16 protein-coding genes are annotated in these 19,917 nt (G+C 62.7%); 6 read left to right on the top strand and 10 right to left on the bottom strand.

From position 1 onward, the window contains the following. Positions 1 to 34: 34 nt before the first annotated feature. The 8 genes from C2L64_RS14845 to C2L64_RS14880 all read right to left on the bottom strand — a co-directional run bounded on the left by C2L64_RS14845 (position 35) and on the right by C2L64_RS14880 (position 11,128). A complete protein-coding gene (locus C2L64_RS14845; RefSeq protein WP_090836936.1) occupies positions 35 to 1,177 on the bottom strand; it encodes a glycosyltransferase family 4 protein in 1,143 nt (380 codons plus the stop codon). Between the two features lie 106 nt (positions 1,178 to 1,283). After that, positions 1,284 to 2,303: a GDP-L-fucose synthase family protein gene (locus C2L64_RS14850; RefSeq protein WP_090836938.1), complete on the bottom strand. Its 1,020-nt coding sequence runs from the start codon at positions 2,301 to 2,303 to the stop codon at positions 1,284 to 1,286. 4 nt (positions 2,304 to 2,307) lie between these two features. Then, positions 2,308 to 3,435 carry a GDP-mannose 4,6-dehydratase gene (gene gmd / locus C2L64_RS14855; protein ID WP_090836940.1) on the bottom strand — a complete coding sequence of 376 codons (1,128 nt, stop codon included), beginning with the start codon at positions 3,433 to 3,435 and terminating at the stop codon, positions 2,308 to 2,310. A 59-nt stretch (positions 3,436 to 3,494) separates the two neighbouring features. Further along, a complete protein-coding gene (locus C2L64_RS14860) occupies positions 3,495 to 5,720 on the bottom strand; it encodes a polysaccharide biosynthesis tyrosine autokinase (protein WP_090836942.1) in 2,226 nt (741 codons plus the stop codon). A gap of 80 nt (positions 5,721 to 5,800) precedes the next feature. Continuing rightward, positions 5,801 to 6,937, bottom strand: coding sequence for a polysaccharide biosynthesis/export family protein (locus C2L64_RS14865; RefSeq protein WP_090836945.1), 1,137 nt, complete (start codon positions 6,935 to 6,937; stop codon positions 5,801 to 5,803). A gap of 55 nt (positions 6,938 to 6,992) precedes the next feature. Next, on the bottom strand, positions 6,993 to 8,378 hold the full coding sequence (locus C2L64_RS14870; protein WP_090836947.1) for an undecaprenyl-phosphate glucose phosphotransferase: 1,386 nt from the start codon (positions 8,376 to 8,378) through the stop codon (positions 6,993 to 6,995). A 68-nt stretch (positions 8,379 to 8,446) separates the two neighbouring features. Continuing rightward, on the bottom strand, positions 8,447 to 10,051 hold the full coding sequence (locus C2L64_RS14875; RefSeq protein ID WP_090836950.1) for a mannose-1-phosphate guanylyltransferase/mannose-6-phosphate isomerase: 1,605 nt from the start codon (positions 10,049 to 10,051) through the stop codon (positions 8,447 to 8,449). Positions 10,052 to 10,126: 75 nt separating this feature from the next. Further along, the gene (locus C2L64_RS14880) at positions 10,127 to 11,128 is read right to left on the bottom strand and encodes a GlxA family transcriptional regulator (protein WP_090836952.1); all 1,002 of its coding nucleotides are present in this window, start codon (positions 11,126 to 11,128) and stop codon (positions 10,127 to 10,129) included. Between the two features lie 967 nt (positions 11,129 to 12,095). Here C2L64_RS14880 and C2L64_RS14885 point away from each other — a divergent pair. The 3 genes from C2L64_RS14885 (at position 12,096) to C2L64_RS14890 (ending at position 15,242) form a co-directional block, all read left to right on the top strand. Then, complete coding sequence (locus tag C2L64_RS14885; RefSeq protein WP_090836954.1) at positions 12,096 to 14,282, top strand: glycoside hydrolase family protein; 2,187 nt, start codon at positions 12,096 to 12,098, stop codon at positions 14,280 to 14,282. 226 nt (positions 14,283 to 14,508) lie between these two features. Continuing rightward, positions 14,509 to 14,649, top strand: coding sequence for a hypothetical protein (locus tag C2L64_RS54125; RefSeq protein WP_167352341.1), 141 nt, complete (start codon positions 14,509 to 14,511; stop codon positions 14,647 to 14,649). A gap of 119 nt (positions 14,650 to 14,768) precedes the next feature. Further along, positions 14,769 to 15,242, top strand: coding sequence for a GDP-mannose mannosyl hydrolase (locus C2L64_RS14890; protein WP_090836955.1), 474 nt, complete (start codon positions 14,769 to 14,771; stop codon positions 15,240 to 15,242). A gap of 91 nt (positions 15,243 to 15,333) precedes the next feature. Here the strand turns inward: C2L64_RS14890 and galU are convergent, their stop codons facing one another. Then, complete coding sequence (galU, locus tag C2L64_RS14895; protein WP_090836957.1) at positions 15,334 to 16,266, bottom strand: UTP--glucose-1-phosphate uridylyltransferase GalU; 933 nt, start codon at positions 16,264 to 16,266, stop codon at positions 15,334 to 15,336. A gap of 218 nt (positions 16,267 to 16,484) precedes the next feature. On the opposite strand from galU, the gene C2L64_RS14900 reads away from it, so the two are divergent. Next, the gene (locus C2L64_RS14900; RefSeq protein ID WP_244212204.1) at positions 16,485 to 17,519 is read left to right on the top strand and encodes a GlxA family transcriptional regulator; all 1,035 of its coding nucleotides are present in this window, start codon (positions 16,485 to 16,487) and stop codon (positions 17,517 to 17,519) included. 150 nt (positions 17,520 to 17,669) lie between these two features. Next, on the top strand, positions 17,670 to 19,160 hold the full coding sequence (locus C2L64_RS14905; protein ID WP_079486875.1) for an MFS transporter: 1,491 nt from the start codon (positions 17,670 to 17,672) through the stop codon (positions 19,158 to 19,160). Positions 19,161 to 19,246: 86 nt separating this feature from the next. On the opposite strand, the gene C2L64_RS53240 is transcribed toward C2L64_RS14905, so the two are convergent. Continuing rightward, complete coding sequence (locus C2L64_RS53240) at positions 19,247 to 19,447, bottom strand: hypothetical protein (protein ID WP_143055772.1); 201 nt, start codon at positions 19,445 to 19,447, stop codon at positions 19,247 to 19,249. On the opposite strand from C2L64_RS53240, the gene C2L64_RS14910 reads away from it, so the two are divergent. Beyond that, a complete protein-coding gene (locus C2L64_RS14910; protein ID WP_090836962.1) occupies positions 19,446 to 19,799 on the top strand; it encodes a hypothetical protein in 354 nt (117 codons plus the stop codon). The two genes, C2L64_RS53240 and C2L64_RS14910, sit on opposite strands and share 2 nt — an antisense overlap. Positions 19,800 to 19,917 lie beyond the last annotated feature (118 nt).

Here is a 19,917-nt window from a genome sequence, read left to right on the forward strand (position 1 = left end):
GCACGCTCACGCCGAAACCGTCCGTTCCTCCATCTCAAGTCCCCAGCATCAATGCGCAGCCACGGGCGATATTGGCCGCCGCTGACGGCGGATCGAAACGCCGGATCACGTCCATGCAGCGTTGCGCCGATGACTGTGCGTCGGCGAATGCTTCCGTTGCCTTCAGCAGCGTGCGCTGCAGCCCCGCGCCGTCGCCTGCCGTGAACGCGTAGCCACTCACGCCTTCGTGCACGAGCTCAGGTACGCAGCCGCAGCTTTCGCTGACGACCACCGGGCAACCATGCGCGAGCGCCTCGTTGACGACGAGCCCCCACGGTTCGCTGCGGCTCGGCAGCACGAGGCACGTTGCGCCGTAGTATTCGCGCGATAACGGTTCGTCCTGCAGGCTGCCGACGAACGTGATCGAACGGTCCAGGCCCAGCTCGGTCACGCGCTTGCGCAAGTCGCGTTCGAGCGGTCCCGTGCCGACGATACGCAACTGCGGATCGGGCAGGCGCTTCGCGATTCCCGCAAACGCGTCGATCAGCGTCGTGATGCCCTTCTCTTCGGACAGCCGCCCGACGAACAGAAACACGGGCGCATTGCCCGCGCGGTACTGCATGCGCTCGGCGAGCGCGCGCTCGGGCGAGAACGTGACAGGCAGCGCGGCCGCCTGACACGGAATGAAAATCTTCTCGCGCTTCGCGCCGAGCGACACCAGATAGTCGCGGCTGCGCTCGCCGAAACCGAAGTAGCCGTCGCACAGCGCGAAGAACACGCGCTTCGGAACCGACGTCAACAGACGCTTCGGGCGATCGCGCGCCGTCGAATCGCAGAACACGGCGCGCCGCTTGCCCGTCACCACGCACGCGGCGAGCATCGCCCAGTACTCGGGGCGGTGATAGCCGGGCAGCACGATCAGGTCCGACTTCGCCTTCAGCACTTCCCAGACAAGACGCTTCGTCAGTTGCCAGCGCGGCACGTCCTCGTAGCAGCCGTCGAAGAGCTTGTGCATCGGATAGCGATGAAACGAATAGTCGACGTCCGAAAAACCGATCCGGTCATGTTCCGTGTCCGCGATCTGCACCATCGAGTAGCGGATCGCGCCCGATGCCGAGATGCTGTGCAACGCGGAGAACACGGCGCCCTTGTGCCGTGACCACACAACGTTATGAAAGATCGTGACTGACGCACTCATTTCTTACGGTCCTTATTCGATCGAGACTGTCGTTTCTCCCAGCAAAAAAAGAACGGACGTCGCCCTTATCCCGGTCCCAGGCAACGTCCGTCACCAGGAGCGGCTATCAGGCACGCGCGGCCATCGCGAACGAAGGCGCAGCGTATTTTTCTCCGTGCTTATCTACAAACGTGTCTCCGTGCTTGTCTCCGTACTTCTCCTCATACTTCGCGGCGAATTCCCGATACGTATTCGTGATCCCGTCCGCGAGGCCGATACTCGCGCGCCAGCCCATCTGCGCCAGCTGCGACACGTCGAGCAGCTTGCGCGGCGTGCCGTCGGGCTTGCTCGCATCGAACTGCAGCTGGCCTTCGAAGCCCACTACATCGCAGATCGTCTGCGCGAGTTCGCGAATGCTGAGGTCCTCACCGACGCCGACGTTGAACACACCCGTGTTCACGTCGTGTTCGAGCACGAACAGCGTCGCGGCGGCCAGATCGTCGACATGCAGGAACTCGCGGCGCGGCGTGCCGCTGCCCCACACGGTCAGCGATTCGTCACCGTGCAGGCGCGCCTCGTGAGCCTTGCGAATCAGCGCAGGCAGCACGTGGCTGTTCTTCAGGTCGTAGTTGTCGTTCGGACCGTAGAGGTTGGTGGGCATCAGCGCAACATAGCGCGTGCCGTACTCGCGGTTGTACGCGTCGCACAGCTTGAGACCGGCGATCTTCGCGATCGCGTACGCGTCGTTGGTCGGCTCCAGTTCCGAGGTCAGCAGATACGATTCGCGGATCGGCTGCGGACACAGCTTCGGATAGATGCACGACGAACCGAAAAACACCAGCCGGTCGACGTTCGCGCGATACGCCGCGTGAATCACGTTGGTTTCGATCACGAGGTTCTCGTAGAGAAACTCGCCCGGCTGCGTCGAGTTCGCCAGAATGCCGCCGACGCGCGCCGCCGCCAGCAGCACGACGTCGATCTGCTCGCTCTCGAAGAAGCGGTTCACAGCCCCCTGGTCGGTCAGGTCGAGTTCGGCATGCGTGCGCGTGACGAGGTTGCGATAGCCGCTCGCCTCGAGCTTGCGCACGAGCGCCGAGCCGACCATCCCGCGATGCCCTGCGACGAAGATGCGTGCGTTCTTGTCCATGGCGTCACTCGTGATGTTCCAGTGCCTTGAAGCCGGCCAGCGTGACGAGCGCATCGCGCCGCGCGATCTGGTAATCCGACACCACCATTTCCTTCACGAGCGTCTCGAACGAGGTGGTCGGCTGCCAGCCCAGCTTCTGATGCGCCTTCGACGGATCGCCGAGCAGCGTCTCCACTTCCGTCGGACGGAAGTAGCGCGGATCGACGCGCACGATCACGTCACCCGGCTGCACGCGCATGTCGCTGCGACTACGGCGCTCGACATGTTCGACGATGCCCACTTCATGTACGCCCTCGCCTTCGAAGCGCACGGTGACGCCGAGCTCCGCCGCCGCGCGCTGCACGAACTCGCGCACGCTGTACTGGACGCCCGTCGCGATCACGAAGTCTTCGGGTACTTCCTGCTGCAGCATCATCCATTGCATCTCGACGTAGTCGCGCGCATGGCCCCAGTCGCGCAGCGCCGACAGATTGCCGAGATAGAGCTCTTCCTGCAGGCCGACCGCGATGCGCGCGATGGCCCGCGTAATCTTGCGCGTGACAAAGGTTTCGCCGCGCACGGGCGACTCGTGATTGAACAGGATGCCGTTGCACGCGTAGATGCCATACGCTTCGCGGTAATTGACCGTGGTCCAGTACGCGAACAGTTTCGCGACGGCATACGGGCTGCGCGGATAGAACGGCGTGGTCTCGCGCTGCGGCACTTCCTGCACGAGGCCGTAGAGTTCCGACGTCGATGCCTGATAGAAGCGCGTCTTTTTGTCGAAGCCGCAGATGCGGATCGCTTCGAGCAGACGCAGCGTGCCGAGGCCGTCGGCATTGGCCGTGTATTCCGGTTCTTCAAACGACACGGCAACATGGCTCTGCGCCGCGAGGTTATAGACTTCGTCCGGCTTGACGCGCTGGATGATGCGCGTGAGGCTCGTCGAATCCGTCAGGTCGCCGTGATGCAGTTGCAGGCGCTGGTCCGGGTCGTGTACATCGCGGTAAAGGTGGTCGATCCGGTCGGTGTTGAACAACGACGAGCGACGCTTGATGCCATGCACCTCGTAGCCCTTGTCGATCAACAGCTCGGCCAGGTATGAGCCGTCCTGGCCAGTAATGCCGGTAATCAAGGCAACCTTTCGAGTCATCGTATTCTCCTTGGTGGAACTGAGCGGGCGCTTTGGCGCCTCGCTCCGGACCCATGCGTTTAGCCTGCGATACTCTCGTAACCGTAATAGCCGCCGCGATAACCCGAGCCGATGAAAGCGCCCGCCTGCGGCACGTCGGTCAACAACACCCCCTGCAAATCCACGCCGCCATTGCGCAGGCGCTTCGCGGTTTCCGCGAGCTCGCCAACCGGATGGCGACCGTGGCGAATCACGAGCAACGTCGTTCCCACGTGCTTGCCGATCACGGTCGAATCGGTGACGGCGAGCACAGGCGGTGTATCGATGATGATCAGGTCGTACTGGCCCTTCAGCTCCGCGAGCATCGTTTCGAAGCGCTTGCTCATCAGCAGCTCCGAAGGATGCGAGGGCAGCGAGCCCTTGGTGAGCACGTCGAGGCCCGGCAACACGTCGCGCTGGATCGACGATTGCAGGTCGCCACCGCGCAGCACGTCCGAGAGGCCCGGCTGATGCTGCAGACCAAAGTGCGAGTGCACGTCGCCGCGCCGCATGTCGCCGTCGATCACCAGCGTGCGCTTGGCCGTCGAAGCGACGAGCGCCGACAGGTTCACCGACAGGAACGACTTGCCCGCATCCGGGCGCGAGCCCGTCAGCATCACGACGTTGTTCTGCTTGTCGTCGACGGAGAGCTGCAGCGACGTGCGCAGATTGCGCACCCCTTCCACGGCGATATCCTGCGGCGCCTGTTCGGCGAGCACATGCAGGCCGCGCCGGCGCATCATCACGTCCTGCTGCAGGCGCATCTGCTGCTCGCTGCGCGGTACCACCGCGAACACGGGCACGCCCAGCGCGGCTTCGAGCTCGTCAGGACGTTCGACGCCGCCATACAGCGTCTTGCGCACGAATGCGAACACGATGCCGATAAAGAGACCCGCGCCGAAGCTGATCAGGATCACCAGCACGCGCTTCGGACGCACGGGATCGTCGGCTGCCTCGGCAAAGTCGACGATGCGCACATCGCCCACCTGGCCCGCCTTCGCGATGCGCAGTTGCTGCGCGCTGTTGAGCAGGTTCGTGTACAGCTCGGTATCGACATGCACGTCGCGCAACAGGCGCAGGGCCGTCTGCTCGGTATCGGGCAGCGTTTGCACACTCTTGCCCATCTTCGACAGATTGCCTTGCAGCCCGGCGATCTGTGCGTCGAGTGCGGCGACGGCGGGGTGATTCGCGGTGAAGCGTTGCGACATCTCCGCGCGCTGCGTCTGCAGGTCGACGAGCTTGGTCTTGTTGTCGACGATCTGCTGCAGCAGCAGCCGGCTTTCTTCGCTCAGGTCGACGGTGCCGTGCTGGTTGCGGAACGTGTTGTAGCGCTGCTCGGCGGCATCGAGTTCCTTGCGCAGCTGCGGCAGTTGCTGGTCGAGGAAGGCCAGCATGTGCTCGGCTTCCGACGAACGGCTTTCGACGTCCTGGCGGATGAACTCGCGCGCCATGCTGTTCATGATGTCGGCCGTGAGCCTCGGATCGTGGCCTTCGAGGCTCGCGCGGATCACGCCCGACTGCAGCGTCGATTCGCTGATATCCATCGCCTTCTGCAGCCGCTCGACGGTCGTCAGCGTGGACCCGCGCGTCAGGTCGTAACGCGTGCCCGGCGCACCCGTCATTTCATCGACGCGCAGCGTGATCGGGCCGGCCGGCGTTTCGCGCACGACGTTCTCGCCGACGCGTCCTTCGAGAATCGCGACGCCATCGGGATTGTTCAGCACGAAGTCGCCGTTCTGCCCGGCGATCAACGTGAAGTCCCTGTCGTACATGTCTTTCCCCGTGTCGAAGCGCGACACCTTGATGCTCTCATTGCCCCATGCGTAGCTCGGCAACTGCAGCGAAGGCGGCAGCGTGATGCCCCACTTGCCGTTCATCAGCGGCGCGAGCAGCCCGCCGACGAAAGGCAACGTGTGCGGCCGCGCGGCGATGTCGAGGTGCAGCGACTTGACGGTCTCCTCGGTCACGAGCCGCGACTTCATCAACTCGATCTCGGCCGCCGTCGACGGCTTTGTGTCGAACATGCCTGTCAGCGGTTGCAGGCCGTCCTGCTTGTTATTGTTATCGGCCTTGTCGACCACATGGAACAGCACGTCCGCACGATAGACGGGCGTCGCGATAAATGCATACGCGGTGCCCAGCGCCGTGATGGCCAGCGTGATCATCAGAATGGAGCGCCAGTTCGCGACGATAGCCTGCAAGTAATCCGTCAGATGCATCTCGTCCGAACTGACATCCGTATAACGATTGTCAAAGTTGATAGCCATTTGCTTGATCCATCAAAGACCGACAGTGTCGAAAGCGCTGCGTTGCTTTGCCCCGTTAATGCATAACGCATACCTGCCGCTTACTTCGCGAGCAACGCAGCCGTCACACCGGCATTGATTGCCGGCAGTAGCAGCGTCAGCACCCGGTTGAAGCGCACGAGGCTGTTGTTGTCGACATAGACGACATCCTTCGGCTGCAGCGCGAACTGGTTCGCGAGCAGCATCGAAACGGGCGAGGTCGTGTCGAGGTGATAGATCTCCGGCTTGTCGCTCGTCGAATTGCGGATGACGAAAGTCTGCTTCGCGTCGGCCGTGTTCGGGTTGAAGCTGCCCGCCTGCGACAGCGCCTCCGACAGCGACAGCTTGCCGTCGCGCATCGGCAGGATGGTCGCGGGCTTGTTCACTTCGCCCATCAGATAGATGCCGTTCTCTTCGCGTGCCGGCACGCGCAGCATGTCGCCCGGTTGCAGATAGATCGAGGTCGGCGCACGGCCGCGCTTGATCAGGTCGGGCACGTTCAGGTCGTAGGTCACGCCGTTGCGCACGAGTTCGAGACGACCTTGGTCCGCATTCGGCGTGAAGCCGCCCGTGCGGTTGATCGCTTCCGTCAGCGACATCGGGATGTCGTTGACCTGTGCCGGCCCCGGCGCGTGCACCTCGCCGTCCACATACACTTGCGACGAGCGGAACGACGAGACGCGCACGGTCACTTCAGGCTTCGAATAGACCACGCTCAACTTTTTATACAGCTCTTTCTGCACCGTCGCCGCGTCCTTGCCCGCCACACGCAGCGTGCCCGCATACGGGAACTGGATGTTGCCGTCGGCATCGACGAGAAAGCCGATCCCCGGATCGTTCTTGTTGCTCGATGCCTGCGGCTGTCCGAGCGCGGCGGCCAGCTCGGGGTGATCCCAGACGGTGATCTGCAACACGTCGCCGGGACCGATCTTGTAGACGGGCGGCTTGTTGCTGAAGAGACCGACCGTCTGCTGGCTGAGATCCGTCGTCTGGCCTTTCATCTTCCGCACCAGCGACAGATTGATGTCGGTAATGGGAATCTGGATCTGCTGCTCGGCCTCGGTACTGTACTCACCGCCCGTATCCGGCAGCGCGGCAGGCGTGATCATCCGCTGTCCGGGTGCGAGACCGCAGGCGGAAAGCAGTAACGTCATCGACAGCACTAACGGTGCATACACGCCTGTTCGAATGCGGTTCATGGCAGTTCCTCCTAACACGGGAGCTTGGTCCTTTTTCATTGGCTTGCTCCCCGTCTCAATACGCGTTGGTATGAATGAAGCCTTTGACGATCGTGGCGCCGATAATCCGCATATCGAGCCAGAACGTCCAATGCCCCAGGTAATACAGGTCATGCGCGACCCGCTGCTCCATCTTTTCGATGCGATCGGTTTCGCCGCGAAAGCCGTTGATTTGCGCCCAGCCTGTGATACCCGGCTTGATCCGGTAACGATGGATATAGCCGGCCACGACCTTCTGATACAGATCGTCGTGTTCGAGTGCGTGCGGGCGTGGCCCGACCACGGACATGTCGCCGCGCAGCACGTTGAAGAACTGCGGCAGCTCGTCGAGACTCGTGCGGCGCAGGAACGCGCCGACCCTGGTGATGCGCGGATCGCCCTTGGTCGCCTGACTGACCTTGCCGGCTTCCTCGGTGTGCACGCGCATCGAGCGGAACTTGTAGATCCTGAAAACGCGGCCGTCGGCGCCCTTGCGTTTCTGCCGGAAGAACACGGGGCCCGGCGACGACACCTTCACGGCAATCGCAATCGCGATCAGCAGCGGCGCGAGTCCGATGATGGCGGCCGCGGCGAACACGCGGTCGAACAGGTCCTTCTTGAATAGCGCGCGCGACGACAGCGGCGACGCGACGAGGTTGATCGCGGGCACACCGAGCAGCTCGATCACGCTACTGGTGTCGAACAGCGCGAGGCTGCGCACGTCCGGCATGAAGCGGATGTTCACGAGGTCGTTGCGAAACTCGGTGACGAGGCGAAAGATCGTGCGCTCGTCGGTGAGCGACAGCGCGAGCCACAGTTCATGTACGTCGTTGGCGCGTACGTAGTCGGCGAAGGCCGCCTGCGAATCGAAGCAGGTTACGCGCGGGTTGGTCAGAGGCGATTCTTCGGGGTGCGTGTTCAGTACGGCCGTTGCGCGGAAGCCCGTGGCCGGCTGCGATTCGACGCGGCGCAGGATCTGGTCACAATGGCCGCCACTGCCGACGATCGCCACCTGATGCAGATTCCAGCCGAGGCGCCGCGCGCGGGCCAGCACGGCATGCGCGATCAGCCGCCATGCGAGCAGCAGTCCGCCCGCCATCGCCGTCCAGTACGCGAACCACAGGCGCGACACGATGTCGATCCGATGCAGCGAATACATCAGCGCGAGCGCGCAGCCCTGCACGACTAGCCACGCGAGCGCGACCTGCCCGGCGAGCGCGAGCTTCGAGCGGCCGCGCCACGATACATAGACGCCGAACGCCGGGAACATCGCCAGCGCAAAGGCCGCGGAAAAGAGAACGAACGCGTCGTAGAAGCCGCGCTGCGAAAATTCGTCGAAGCGGATCTGCGATGCAACGATGGCGCCTAACAGTATCAGCGCCACGTCCGCAACCCGCGCGAAAAAGTCCCGTAAGTCCCGCATATCGGTCACCCTGCCATTCGTCGTTCGTTACCTGCTCTCCGGGTGTTGCGTATTACGCCGCCGCGCACCTAACTCGCGGCGTGAGTCGGGCCCTGCCCCGTGCCCTGACTCTGGTTCTGGACCGGAAGCGGGCCTGCGCTCTGCAACTGCTTCTGGTCTTGCGCCTGTTCGCACCGTCCGTATGTGTCGTCGAAGCGCACGATGTCGTCTTCGCCGAGATACGAGCCCGACTGCACCTCGATGATTTCGAGCGGCACCTTGCCCGGGTTCTCGAGCCGGTGGCGCACGCCGAGCGGAATGTAAGTAGATTCGTTTTCGGTCAGCAGAAACTGTTCGTCGCCGCGCGTGACGAGCGCCGTGCCGCGCACGACGATCCAGTGTTCGGCGCGATGGTGATGCAGCTGCAGCGACAGCTTCGCGCCCGGCGTCACGACGATGCGCTTCACCTGGAAGCGGTCGCCGTGATCGATCGAATCGTAGAAGCCCCACGGGCGGCGCACCTTGCGATGCGCATCGGCCTCCGGCGCTTTCTGCGCCTTGATACGCGCGACCAGTCCCTTCACGTCCTGCACGCGCGAGCGGTCGGCGACGAGCACGGCGTCGGCCGTTTCGACCACCACGACATTGGTCGTGCCAACGCACGCGACCAGCCGTCCGTCCGAATGCGCATAGCTCGATACGGAACCTTCGAACATCACGCGGCCGCGCCCGACGTTGCCGTTCTCGTCCTTCGGCTGCGCGGCCCACACGGCGTCCCACGAGCCGAGATCGGACCAGCCTGCGTCGAGCGGCACGACGACGCCAGCCGACGTCCAGCCCACCGTTGCATTGAGACGCTCCATCACCGCGTAGTCGATCGAATCGGCGGGCGAGCGCGTGAACGCATCCGCCGCGGGACGGAACGTGGTGCCGTCCGTATGCCCTTGCACGAACGACGCGAGACACGCCGCGTGCATATCGGGCTGCAGCGATTGCAGCGTCGCGAGCCACACGCTTGCGCGCACGATGAAGATGCCGCTGTTCCACCAGTACGTGCCTTGCGCGAGGTATTGCTTCGCGAGTTCGGCGGCGGGCTTTTCAACGAAGCCATCGATTTCGCGCGCATCGTCATCGAGCTTCTTGCCGACGCGGATATAACCAAAGCCCGTTTCCGGCGCGCGCGGTGGCACGCCAAGCGTGGCGATCGAGCCGCGCTGCGCATGGCGCGCGGCAACTTCGAGCGCGCGCTGCAACGCGGGCACGTCGCCGATCGCGTGGTCGGACGGCATCACGACGAGAATCGCGTCTTCGCCGTTCGCGCAGGCGAGGGCTGCTGCCAGCGTGAGCGCGGGCGCCGTGTCACGCCGCGCCGGCTCGACCACGAGACGGGGCGTGCACGAATTACACATCAACTGCTCGGCAATCACGAAGCGATGCTCTTCGCCGCACACGACGATGGGCGAATTCGACACGCTCCAGCCAGCCGGAAAGCCTTCCATCCGATGCACGGTGTCCTGCAACAGCGACTCCGAACCGACGACGCCAATCAGCTGCTTCGGAAAGTTCTCACGCGACATCGGCCACAGGCGCGTGCCTGACCCGCCCGCCAGGATGACCGGCACGATCTGCGTGCAGGCCGGCAGCGCGCTGCCCGGTGCAGCCGCATTCGTCGGATTATTCTGGTCGATCAACATGTTTGGATTCCTTAATTTCGGTCACTTAACCCCTGGTATGAGGACCTGCGACACACTTTGGATCGTGGCCGGTTTCTAGATGCCGGCTTCGCGCCGGGTCTTCATCCGGTATTCCGTCGGCGAGACTTTCATCCGCTTGCGGAAGATCTTGGCAAGACGATCGCCGTTGCCCATTCCCGTACGCCGCGCGATCTTGTCGACGGGCAGTTCGGAATCGGTCAACAGGCTGCAAGTGATCGCGAGCCGTGCGTGCAACAGGTAGTCGGACGGAGTGACGCCCACTTCCATCTTGAAGCGACGCAGGAAATTGCGTTCGCTCATCGCGGCCACCTGGGCCGCGTCCGCGATCGAGATCGACCGCTGGCAGTTCTCCTGTAACCAGCGCGCCGCAGCGCGCACCTTATCTGCGGGACTCTTGCCCGTGCTGTCGCCCAACAGCGACATCAGGCTGTCGCCGGCGTCGGGCATCAGGCGTTCGGCGACATTGCGCGCGACATCGATTCCAAGGTCGCGCTTGATCAGCATCAGCGCGCTCTTCATCGACTCGAGGCGATCGTTCGCTTCGCTGCCGTTACGTTCATTACGTTCTTCGCGCACGTTATAGCTGCCGAAGTCGCGTTGCTGAATGCCGTTGATGCAGGCCGCTTCGAGCAGCGAGCGTCCTTCGCCGATCGGACGCACGGTGCTGGTGTTCGCATGCACACGCCGCAGCCAGGCTATGAGCCGTTCGTCGCGGGCCGCGGCACGCGCACCTTTGCCGCCCGCGACGAAAAGCGCATCGAAGCCCATGTAATGACGCGCATCGAGCCCATCCGTCCAGACGCGAATCGACGACGAGCACGTGATGTTGCCGCCGGCAGCCGAGAGGAAACTCACGTCATACGTCCAGCTGTGACTGGCGGATGAAGACAGTTCGTTAGCAGCGTGAAAAACTTCAGCGACGATGCCTGCGCCAAGAAGAGAACAGCCGTCGAAAAGCAGAATTGCTATGTGGCGTGTAGCGGCTGCGTAGTGCGCGCTATGCTCGGGCGCTCGCACCCAGCCAACCATCGGAGATTCAAGACTTGCATACGCCATGACTCTTCCCCCTTGACCATTCCGGCGTGGAAAGAACTAGATAAATGCATGCGATGTGCAGTGCATCATACGCATTAAAAAAACAATCCCGGCAGCTACTGACTGAAAGTGACGATGTATTGGCGTATTCGGTCCGCTGGATGCTAACCGGCTTTCAACCCGCATTTAACAATCCGATAGACCGGTTATTACGGGCCTCTCTATTTCACACCTAATTCGCCATTTCATAAGACGAATCGAAGCTACGCCTCTAAAGCCCCGCCACGGCTGACATAAAGCCTTACAAATTGTTGCAATTACAGTTTCTTCATATCAATAAAACAGCAATTTTTCGGCTCTACATTTAAGGTCCGCAATACTTACCCGGACGTATACCTGGTTATCCCGATTCCCGATCCAATTGCCAGTTTGCAATTGTGAAATGACGGCGTTATTGATATGACGAAATTGCGCGCACAGGTGCACCAATTAGGAATTATAAGAACGAAAATGCCAGGCCAAATACTTTCTTATTATTCCTTCATGAGTGGCGCCATAAACAAATCGATTAATGTTTCAAACACGAAACATTGGGCCCCAGTGAGAGGCGCAATGGCGCTAACCAGGTGCAGTCAAACTGCCGTTTTGGCGAGCCATTCAGGTTCATTCGGACACACCAAGACCTTTTCGCTACGTTGCAGGCCTCACGCAGCGCCACCTTGCTGCATTAGTCGAATCTCGCCACGAACAAGCGTCGCGACGACGCAATTCGTATCGATCCGCCAGCGAAGTTGCGCCCATGCACTAGGAAACGTCCAATTCCTGCTAACTCATCGGTGTAATCTGGGTCGCGCGATTCGCGCGTGACCGGTCATCGATACGGTTTGGGGGAAGAATGACTGATGGCGATAACAGTGTCGGTAAGAGATGCGCATCAGATTTTCGGCCGCGTCTTTCACGCAATGTATCGTTCAGCTTGCCAGTAGCAATGCTAGTCGTAGTCATTGCGATAGCGAGCGGCTGTGACAATGCATCGGCCGATAGCGAACAGGCTGCGAGGAACCCTGGTAACTGGACTCATTGTGCAGACGAGCGCGGCACGTGCAGCTTCAACGGCACGCGCGACGTGCGTTATGGTAGCGAGACGCACAACACGGTCAAGTCCCTGACGAACGGCACGCCTTGCAACAACGCGATATTCGGCGACCCCGCGCCTGGCGAACTCAAGCAATGCTGGATCGCTGGCGCGAACGATGCAGCTAGCCCGTCCGCATCCGCCAAAGCCACGACTGCATCCACGGGCGACGCCTCTGACGAGAGCGAATGGCCGATGAAAGCGCCACCTCGTGCGAACGATTCTCAAGGACTCCGTTGCAACAAATCGTCGGACGTGGCGGCTGCGAACGCACAGGGCGATCTCATCGACGCAGACACGCCGGGAAGCGACGGCACGCGCCTCTTTCTGCTCGACCGTTCGTTCCAGATTGTCATCACGACACGCGCGCCGCACGACGACACACTCGCATGGAAAGTCCGCGATGCGTGGGGCACCGTGCAGGCAAGCGGCACGTATGGCGTTGCGCAAGGTGCGCGTCAGGTGACGTTGAATTGCGAGTCTTCGCTGGCGGGATACTTCGCGCTGTCCGCATCATTGAAAAAGGCGCGTGGGCAACTGGCGGCACGCGGCACGCGTCCGCAAGGCATCGCGACCTTCGGCGTGCTGCCCGATGTGTCGGCGAGCGTGCCGCCCGTGCATTACGCGCACGCGGACCTGCATCGCTTCGGCGGCCAGGGCGGCGCGTTCGTCGGACCCGGCCAGCGCTGCTGCGACGGCGACGGCTATCGTCCGCTCTATACGCGGCTCGGCCTCACCTGGGTCAACGACAATCGCAACTGGTACAAGGAAGAACCGGACCGCGCGGACACCTTCAATCCCGCCACGCGACAACTCGCGCCGTGGTTCCGCAAAGGCGACCTGCTGCGCCTGATCCAACTCGACGGCTTTCCTGGTTGGGCGAGTCCGACGGGCAAGCAGACGCATAGCTATCTGCCGAAGTCGACGGAAGCGCTGCGCGAATACATGCAGCGCGTCGGCGCTGAATCGAGCCGCGTGCGCAACACAGTCTTTCCAACGCAATCGAGCAACTACTACCAGGTGACATGGGAGCCCGATCTGGCAGGCGGCCTGCCCTGGCGCGACACCGATGCGAATTTCGTCCAGCTATATAAGTCCGTGCATGAGGGCATTCATGCGACCGATCCGGGCGCCGTCGTGATGGGCCCGACGTTTGGATCGGTGGTTGGCAATATCGAATGGCTCAAGCGTCTCGCGCCGCTCGGCCTGCCTAAGTATCTCGACGGAATCGCCATTCACGGCTACTACGATCCGGGTGGCAACAGCCCGTCGCATCCGCCCGAACGTCTGATGAACGATAGCAATCCGCAACAGGCGCAATACGCGCTGCCGAACGCGATGCGCGCCTTGCGACGCGTGATGACGGATCAGTACAGGCCAGGCGCAAAGCTGTTCGCAACGGAGACTGGCATCAGCTACGACGTGGGCAAAGAGTATGGCCCGCGCTATCCGCCCAACGATGTGCTGTACGCGCAAGGCGCCGTCGTCGCGCGTACGCATCTGATCCTGCTCGGCGAAGGCGCCGACATGACCTACGTCTTCTATTCGAACGACTCGCCCGCTGCGACGCCTGGCTACGGCGTGTTCTTCGATCTCGAACATCCGAAGGGTGCATTCGGTCCGAGCACGGTCAGCCCGAAACCGGCCGCATCCGCGATTGTCGCGATGACGCGGCTAATCGACGGCACGGCCACGCTCGGGCCCGTCAAGCGCACGCCCGCGGGCGTCTACGCGTACGCGTTTCAGCGCCTGAACAACGGCAAAGTCGTCACGGCCGCCTGGACGCACGACAACGCAAAGTGGAACAAGTCGACTCACTTCGACCCGACGGCGGGCGTTGCATGGCGTCTGCAGGTGGATGCGCCGGGCACCGCGGGCAAGGTCACGGTGTTCGACATGATGGGCAATCCGTCGAGCGTGCCCTACGAAGATGGTTACGTGTCGCTCGCGCTGGCGGAGACGCCCGTGTATGTCGTGTCGTCGAATGTGGCCGTGATGAAGGCCAACGTCACGACGCCGGCGGGCTATGTCGCGCCATAACCGCCGTAGTCACCGTAATCGTCGCGACGAAGCGCGCGCAAAACGCCGCGCAGCATGTGCGCACGCGCCACCTTTCACTTTGGCCATACAAGACGGCATTTAGGCGTCAGACGACAGAACCGCGTTTTATTGCTACGTCTAGACTCTGTGCAAATGCTGCAAGCCGCGCGTCATGCGCGTGTCACCGTAGCGCAAGCCATCGGGGCCATGACGACGGAGCGGTGGAATGACCGGTTTGGGCTGGATCATGGTGATGGTGGTCGCAATGCTGGCGTCCTGGCTGCTGCTTAGCGTGGGCGTCGCCGTTGCCATCGCCCTTCTGTTTGGCACCGCGTCGCGGCTGTTCGCCAGCGATCACGATCAATAGACAGGCAAGCCGGCCGAGCACGCCAGCCGCCCGTCACATGTGCGACGCGTGTGACGGGCATTGTGCTGCATCCCGTTTCGCTGCATCCATTAAACAAGACTACATGACGAGAGAGAGACATGGCCGCCACGTGTGCCAATTATCTCGAAGCAGGCGATTTTCTCCAGGTCGTCAAGATGACACCGCTCGTGTCGATCGACCTGATCGTGTCCGACTACGCGGGGCGAGTGCTCGTCGGGCATCGGCGTAATCGACCGGCGCTCGGCACCTGGTTCGTGCCGGGCGGGCGTATCTGCAAGAACGAGAGGCTCGACGCGGCGTTCACGCGCATCGTCGACTCGGAACTCGGTATCTCAGGGATGGAGCGCGCGGCCGCGCGTTTCGGCGGTCTGTTCGAACACCTTTATAAAGACAACTTCGCCGGCGCGGACAAGATCACGACGCACTATGTCGTGATCGCGTATTTCCTGACGCTCGAGAACACGGCGTCCGTCGGGCGCTTCGACCAGCACAGCCGCTATATCTGGCTCACGCCCGAAGCGCTGCTCGCGCGCGACGACGTGCACGAAAACACGAAGGCGTATTTCCGCTGAGCCCGCGGGCGAGGTTCGTCGGCGAGCGATGTCTGTGCACGAAAAAGGCGCGGCGGCTCATGCCGCCGCGCCACGCGTAACCACGCCGGAATCAGACCCGGCTCAACAGTTCCGCCAGCTCTTCCTGCGCGCCCTCGCCGTTCACGCCGGTTTCGCCTTGCATGCGGCCGCGCAAATAGGCATCGAACGCATCTTTCACTTCGGGATGGCGCAACGCGAACTCGACCGTCGCCTTCAGGTAGCCGAGCTTGCTGCCACAGTCGAAGCGCTTGCCGCGGTACTGGTACGCGAGCGCCTGCTCCGAGCCGAGCAGCGACTGGATCGCATCCGTCAGCTGAATCTCGCCGCCCGCGCCCGCGCGCTGGCGGCGCAGATGATCGAAGATCGCGGGCATCAGCACGTAGCGGCCCACGACGCCGAGATTCGACGGCGCGTCCTCAGGCGCGGGCTTTTCGACGATGCCCGACATCTTGAAGAGCCGGTCGTCCCAACGCTTGCCGTCGATCACGCCATACGAGCGCGATTCCTGCTTGCCGATCTCCTCGACACCGACAATCGAGCAATGGTAGTGATTGAACAGGCTCACCATTTGCGACAGAACGGGCGGCTCGCCGTCGAGCAGGTCGTCGGCGAGCATCACGGCGAACGGTTCGTCGCCGACCAGCTTTTCCGCGCACAGCACCGCATGGCCGAGCCCAAGCGGCTCCGGCTGGCGCACATAGCAGCATTCGACATGGCTCGGCTTGATGTTCTGCACCAGTTCCAGCAACGCGAGCTTGCCGCGCGCGAGCAACTCACACTCGACCTCGTAGGACTTGTCGAAATGGTCTTCGATCGCGCGCTTGCTGCGCCCCGTGACGAAGATCATCTCGGTGATGCCCGCCGCAATCGCCTCCTCGACCGCGTACTGGATCAGCGGCTTGTCGACGACGGGCAGCATCTCTTTCGGGCTCGCCTTCGTCGCGGGCAGGAATCGGGTGCCGAGACCGGCCACGGGGAACACCGCCTTGCGTATGCTGAGCATGCTCGCGCCTCTTTTGAGTGGTTTGATAAGCATCGATACGCCAGCGTATTCCGCGAATATCGAGCCGATCTGCCAACTTCTCGGTATTTTCCGACTCAAACCGCCAGGCCTTAAAAACCTGGGCCTATGATGGACCCAAGGCACGCAGACCTTTATTCTTTCGCCGTCCTCGGCACTGGAGACAGACGATGCGATATGAGCACGCGGTGAGTCGATGGATGGATTCAACCTCGTCGAGCGCAGTCGTCAATGTCGGACACATGGTCAAACGTATCGGCATTCTCGTTTTTGAACGATTTCCGCTGAGCGACGTGTGTCTGCTCGCTGACGCGTTCCGACTCGCCAACGAAGCACAGGCCGATCAGTCCGGCCTCGAGGGTGTGGGAATCGAACCCTCCTATTCGATCGTGATGCTGTCCGAAATGGGCGGCAGCGTCGTCAGCGGCTGTTCGCTGCGCGTGTGGACGGAAAGCCTCAATGGACCGCTGCTGAACGGCTTCGACACGATGTTCATCGTCGGCGGTCCGGGCGCGTCCCGCGCGAAGGTGAACGAGCGGCTGATCCGGCGGCTGCGCGCGATCGCGCCGAAAATCCGCGTCGTCAAGGGGCTCGACGAGGGCCTCGGCGTGCTCGCGGCCGCCGATCTCGCCTTCGAGCGGCGCGGCTGGCGCAGCATGTCGGGCGCAACCGACGACTCGGGCACACCCGTCGCCCCCGTCATGAATGACACGCAATGGCACATCGAGCCCGGCGCCTCGATCGACGTCGACGCACCCGTGCGTTCGATCGCGGCCGCGCTCACGGTCATCAAGCGCGATCACGGCACGCCGATCGCTCGGCTGGTGTCCGAGCGCGCGCTGTCGGGCACGTCGCGGCGCCTCGATGCGATTCTCGACGACGACGAAAAAAAGGGCATCACCCGCAAGATCACGACGGCCGCGCACTGGATCCGCGAGAACTACACGCGCCACATTTCGGTGGCGGAAGCCGCCGAAGTCGCGAAGATGAGCGAGCGCAATTTCCTGCGGCGCTTCAAGGCGCAAGTGGGGCTCACGCCGTCGGAATACCTGTTGCGCGCGCGGCTCGACGCGAGCTGCCTGCTGCTGACGGAGACCGACATGTCGATCGACGGGATCGCGCGGCGCTGCGGCGTGCGTAGCGGCGACGGGCTCGCGAAGATCTTCCGCAAGCGTCTGTCCATTTCCCCGACCGACTATCGCGCGGCACACCGGCACAGCATGTCGAAGAGCTGATCCCGGCCGCGCGCCGGTCCGCATTCCCGTATTTGGGACGATTCATTCCGCATCAACGCGGGCATGAGCTAATAACAAAAATAACGTTGGTGGCAGCAGATAGGCGCCCGTAGCATTCGCCCTTTTGCGCGTTTTGCGCGTACCAGCCGCATGTCCACCGTTCTCGCGCCCGAAACAGGCGTCGCGCAGGCATCATCCCGCGCGCACAACAAGCCTGTCATCCGTTCCGCCGCCGATGTCTCGGCACTCGTCAACCAGGGCGCCGCCATCGGCAGCGACGCGCGCATCGTCGTCGCGATCGCGCTCGGCGGCGTGTTTCTCGATGCCTACGATCTCGGCGCCCTCGCTTTCGGCCTCAAGGACGTCGCGCGAGAATTCTCGCTCACGCCCGCCGGCACGGGCTTCGTCGCTTCCGCGATCACGTTCGGCGCGATCGTCGGCGCGTTTCTTGGCGGCTTTCTGACCGACCGCATCGGACGTTATCGCGTGTTCATGGCCGACATGTTCTTCTTCGTGATCGCCGCGCTCGCCTGTGCGTTCGCGCCGAACGCATGGGTGCTCGGCGGCGCGCGCTTCGTGATGGGTCTCGGCGTCGGCATCGACCTGCCCGTCGCGATGGCGTTTCTCGCCGAGTTCTCGCGGCTGCAAGGCAAGGGCAACAAGGCCTCGCGCGTCGCGATGTGGTGCCCCGTCTGGTATGCGGCCATCAGCGTGTCGTATCTGCTCGTGCTGGCGTTCTATGCGACTTTGCCGGAGAGCCATCAGCCTCTGCTATGGCGTCTGATTCTCGGCTTTGGCGCCGTGCCCGCGATCGTCATCATCCTGATCCGCAGCCGCTATATCAGCGAGTCGCCCGTGTGGGCCGCGAATCAGGGCGATCTGAACGGCGCTGCACAGATTCTCAAGCGCTCGTACGGCATCGACGCGGACGTCGCGCCGGACGCCGCCGCCACCGCGAAACAGAGCCACGTGCGCACGGCGTCGTGGAAGAACTACGGCACGCTGCTCAAGGGCGTCTATCTGAAGCGCACGGTGCTCGCGACGGTCATCGCGATCGCGTCGTCGTTTGCGTATAACGCGGTCGCGTTCGGCTTGCCTGTGATCATCTCGAGCTTCCTCGCGCAGTCGATGCTCACCACGATCCTCGCGTCGCTCGTGCTCAATCTCGCGTTTGCGTTCGTCGGCGGCGTCATCGCGGTGCGCACGGTGCCGAGGTTCGGCGCATGGAACATGACAGTACTCGGCTACGCGTGCCAGCTCGTCGCGCTGGTCGGTCTTGCCGTCGTCGGCAAGCCAGCGGGTGGCGCGCAGGTCGCCACCGCGATCGCGATGCTCGCGCTGTTCCTGTTCGGCCAGGGCTTCGGGCCAGGCTCGCATAGCATGACGTTCGCTTCGCTGAGCTATCCGACTTCGCTGCGCGGCGTCGGCGTCGGCTTCAACCAGACGCTGATGCGCGCAAGCTCGACCGTATCGTTGTTCCTGTTCCCCGTCCTCGCCGCCGCGCTGCATACGCGCGTGTTCTGGATCATCGCCGTCGCGCCGCTTTGCGGCCTCATTGCGCTGCTCGCGATTCGCTGGGAGCCGTCGGGCTACGACGTCGACGCGGAAGACTTCGCGCCGGCCGCGTCGCTCAGGCAATAGCGAGCTTCCTACACCAGGCGGGACAGCGGGACATTCGCTGTCGTCGCCAAACCGACAAGGGTCTCCGGGCAACCGGACACCCTTTTTTACATTTGACGGCGCAAACCGTTGAGAAAAAGCATCGCGTGTCGTGCGTCGCCAACGCCTTGTTCTGGAGTCCAGATATTTGCATTTATCGAGATGGAAAGACGTGCAATGATCGCGCCGCCATGCCCATGTGGTGACTGCACATCGACGTCACCCTGCGAGCGGGCATTCGTAAAAGAACGTTTCCATCTCAACGTCATGATCAATTTCCTGCTCGATCTGATTTCGAACCTGATCACCCTCGCCGTGCTGCTGACAGCATGTTGCGTGATCAACTGGATGAGACCCGACGCGAAAGCGGACGGCTATCTGGTGTTCGTGGTGTTCGTCGCGATCGCGCTGCTGTTCGATGCGGCGTTGACCTTTCTGGTGTTCGCCGATTCGCAGGCGCGCTATGGCAAGTTCAGCACCGTGCAAGCGTTCATTCCGCGCCTTGCCGCCTATGTGACGGCATGCGGCATCGCCATCGGCCTGTCGCGCATGCGCAGCCGCAAGGCAGCCGGGCGCGCCGGCGCGCGCACCGTCATCCGCACGTCGCCTTCCGCCAATTGACCACGATCGGTGCTGGCGTGCTCAGCCGGGAATATGTCTTGCTCACGGCCGCGCCATCGCCTATAACAGTCGATGATTGCAAGCGGCGGCAACAGCGCCGCCGTTTCTCGCATATCGG

This window comes from Paraburkholderia hospita, from assembly GCF_002902965.1.
GTDB lineage: Bacteria > Pseudomonadota > Gammaproteobacteria > Burkholderiales > Burkholderiaceae > Paraburkholderia > Paraburkholderia hospita.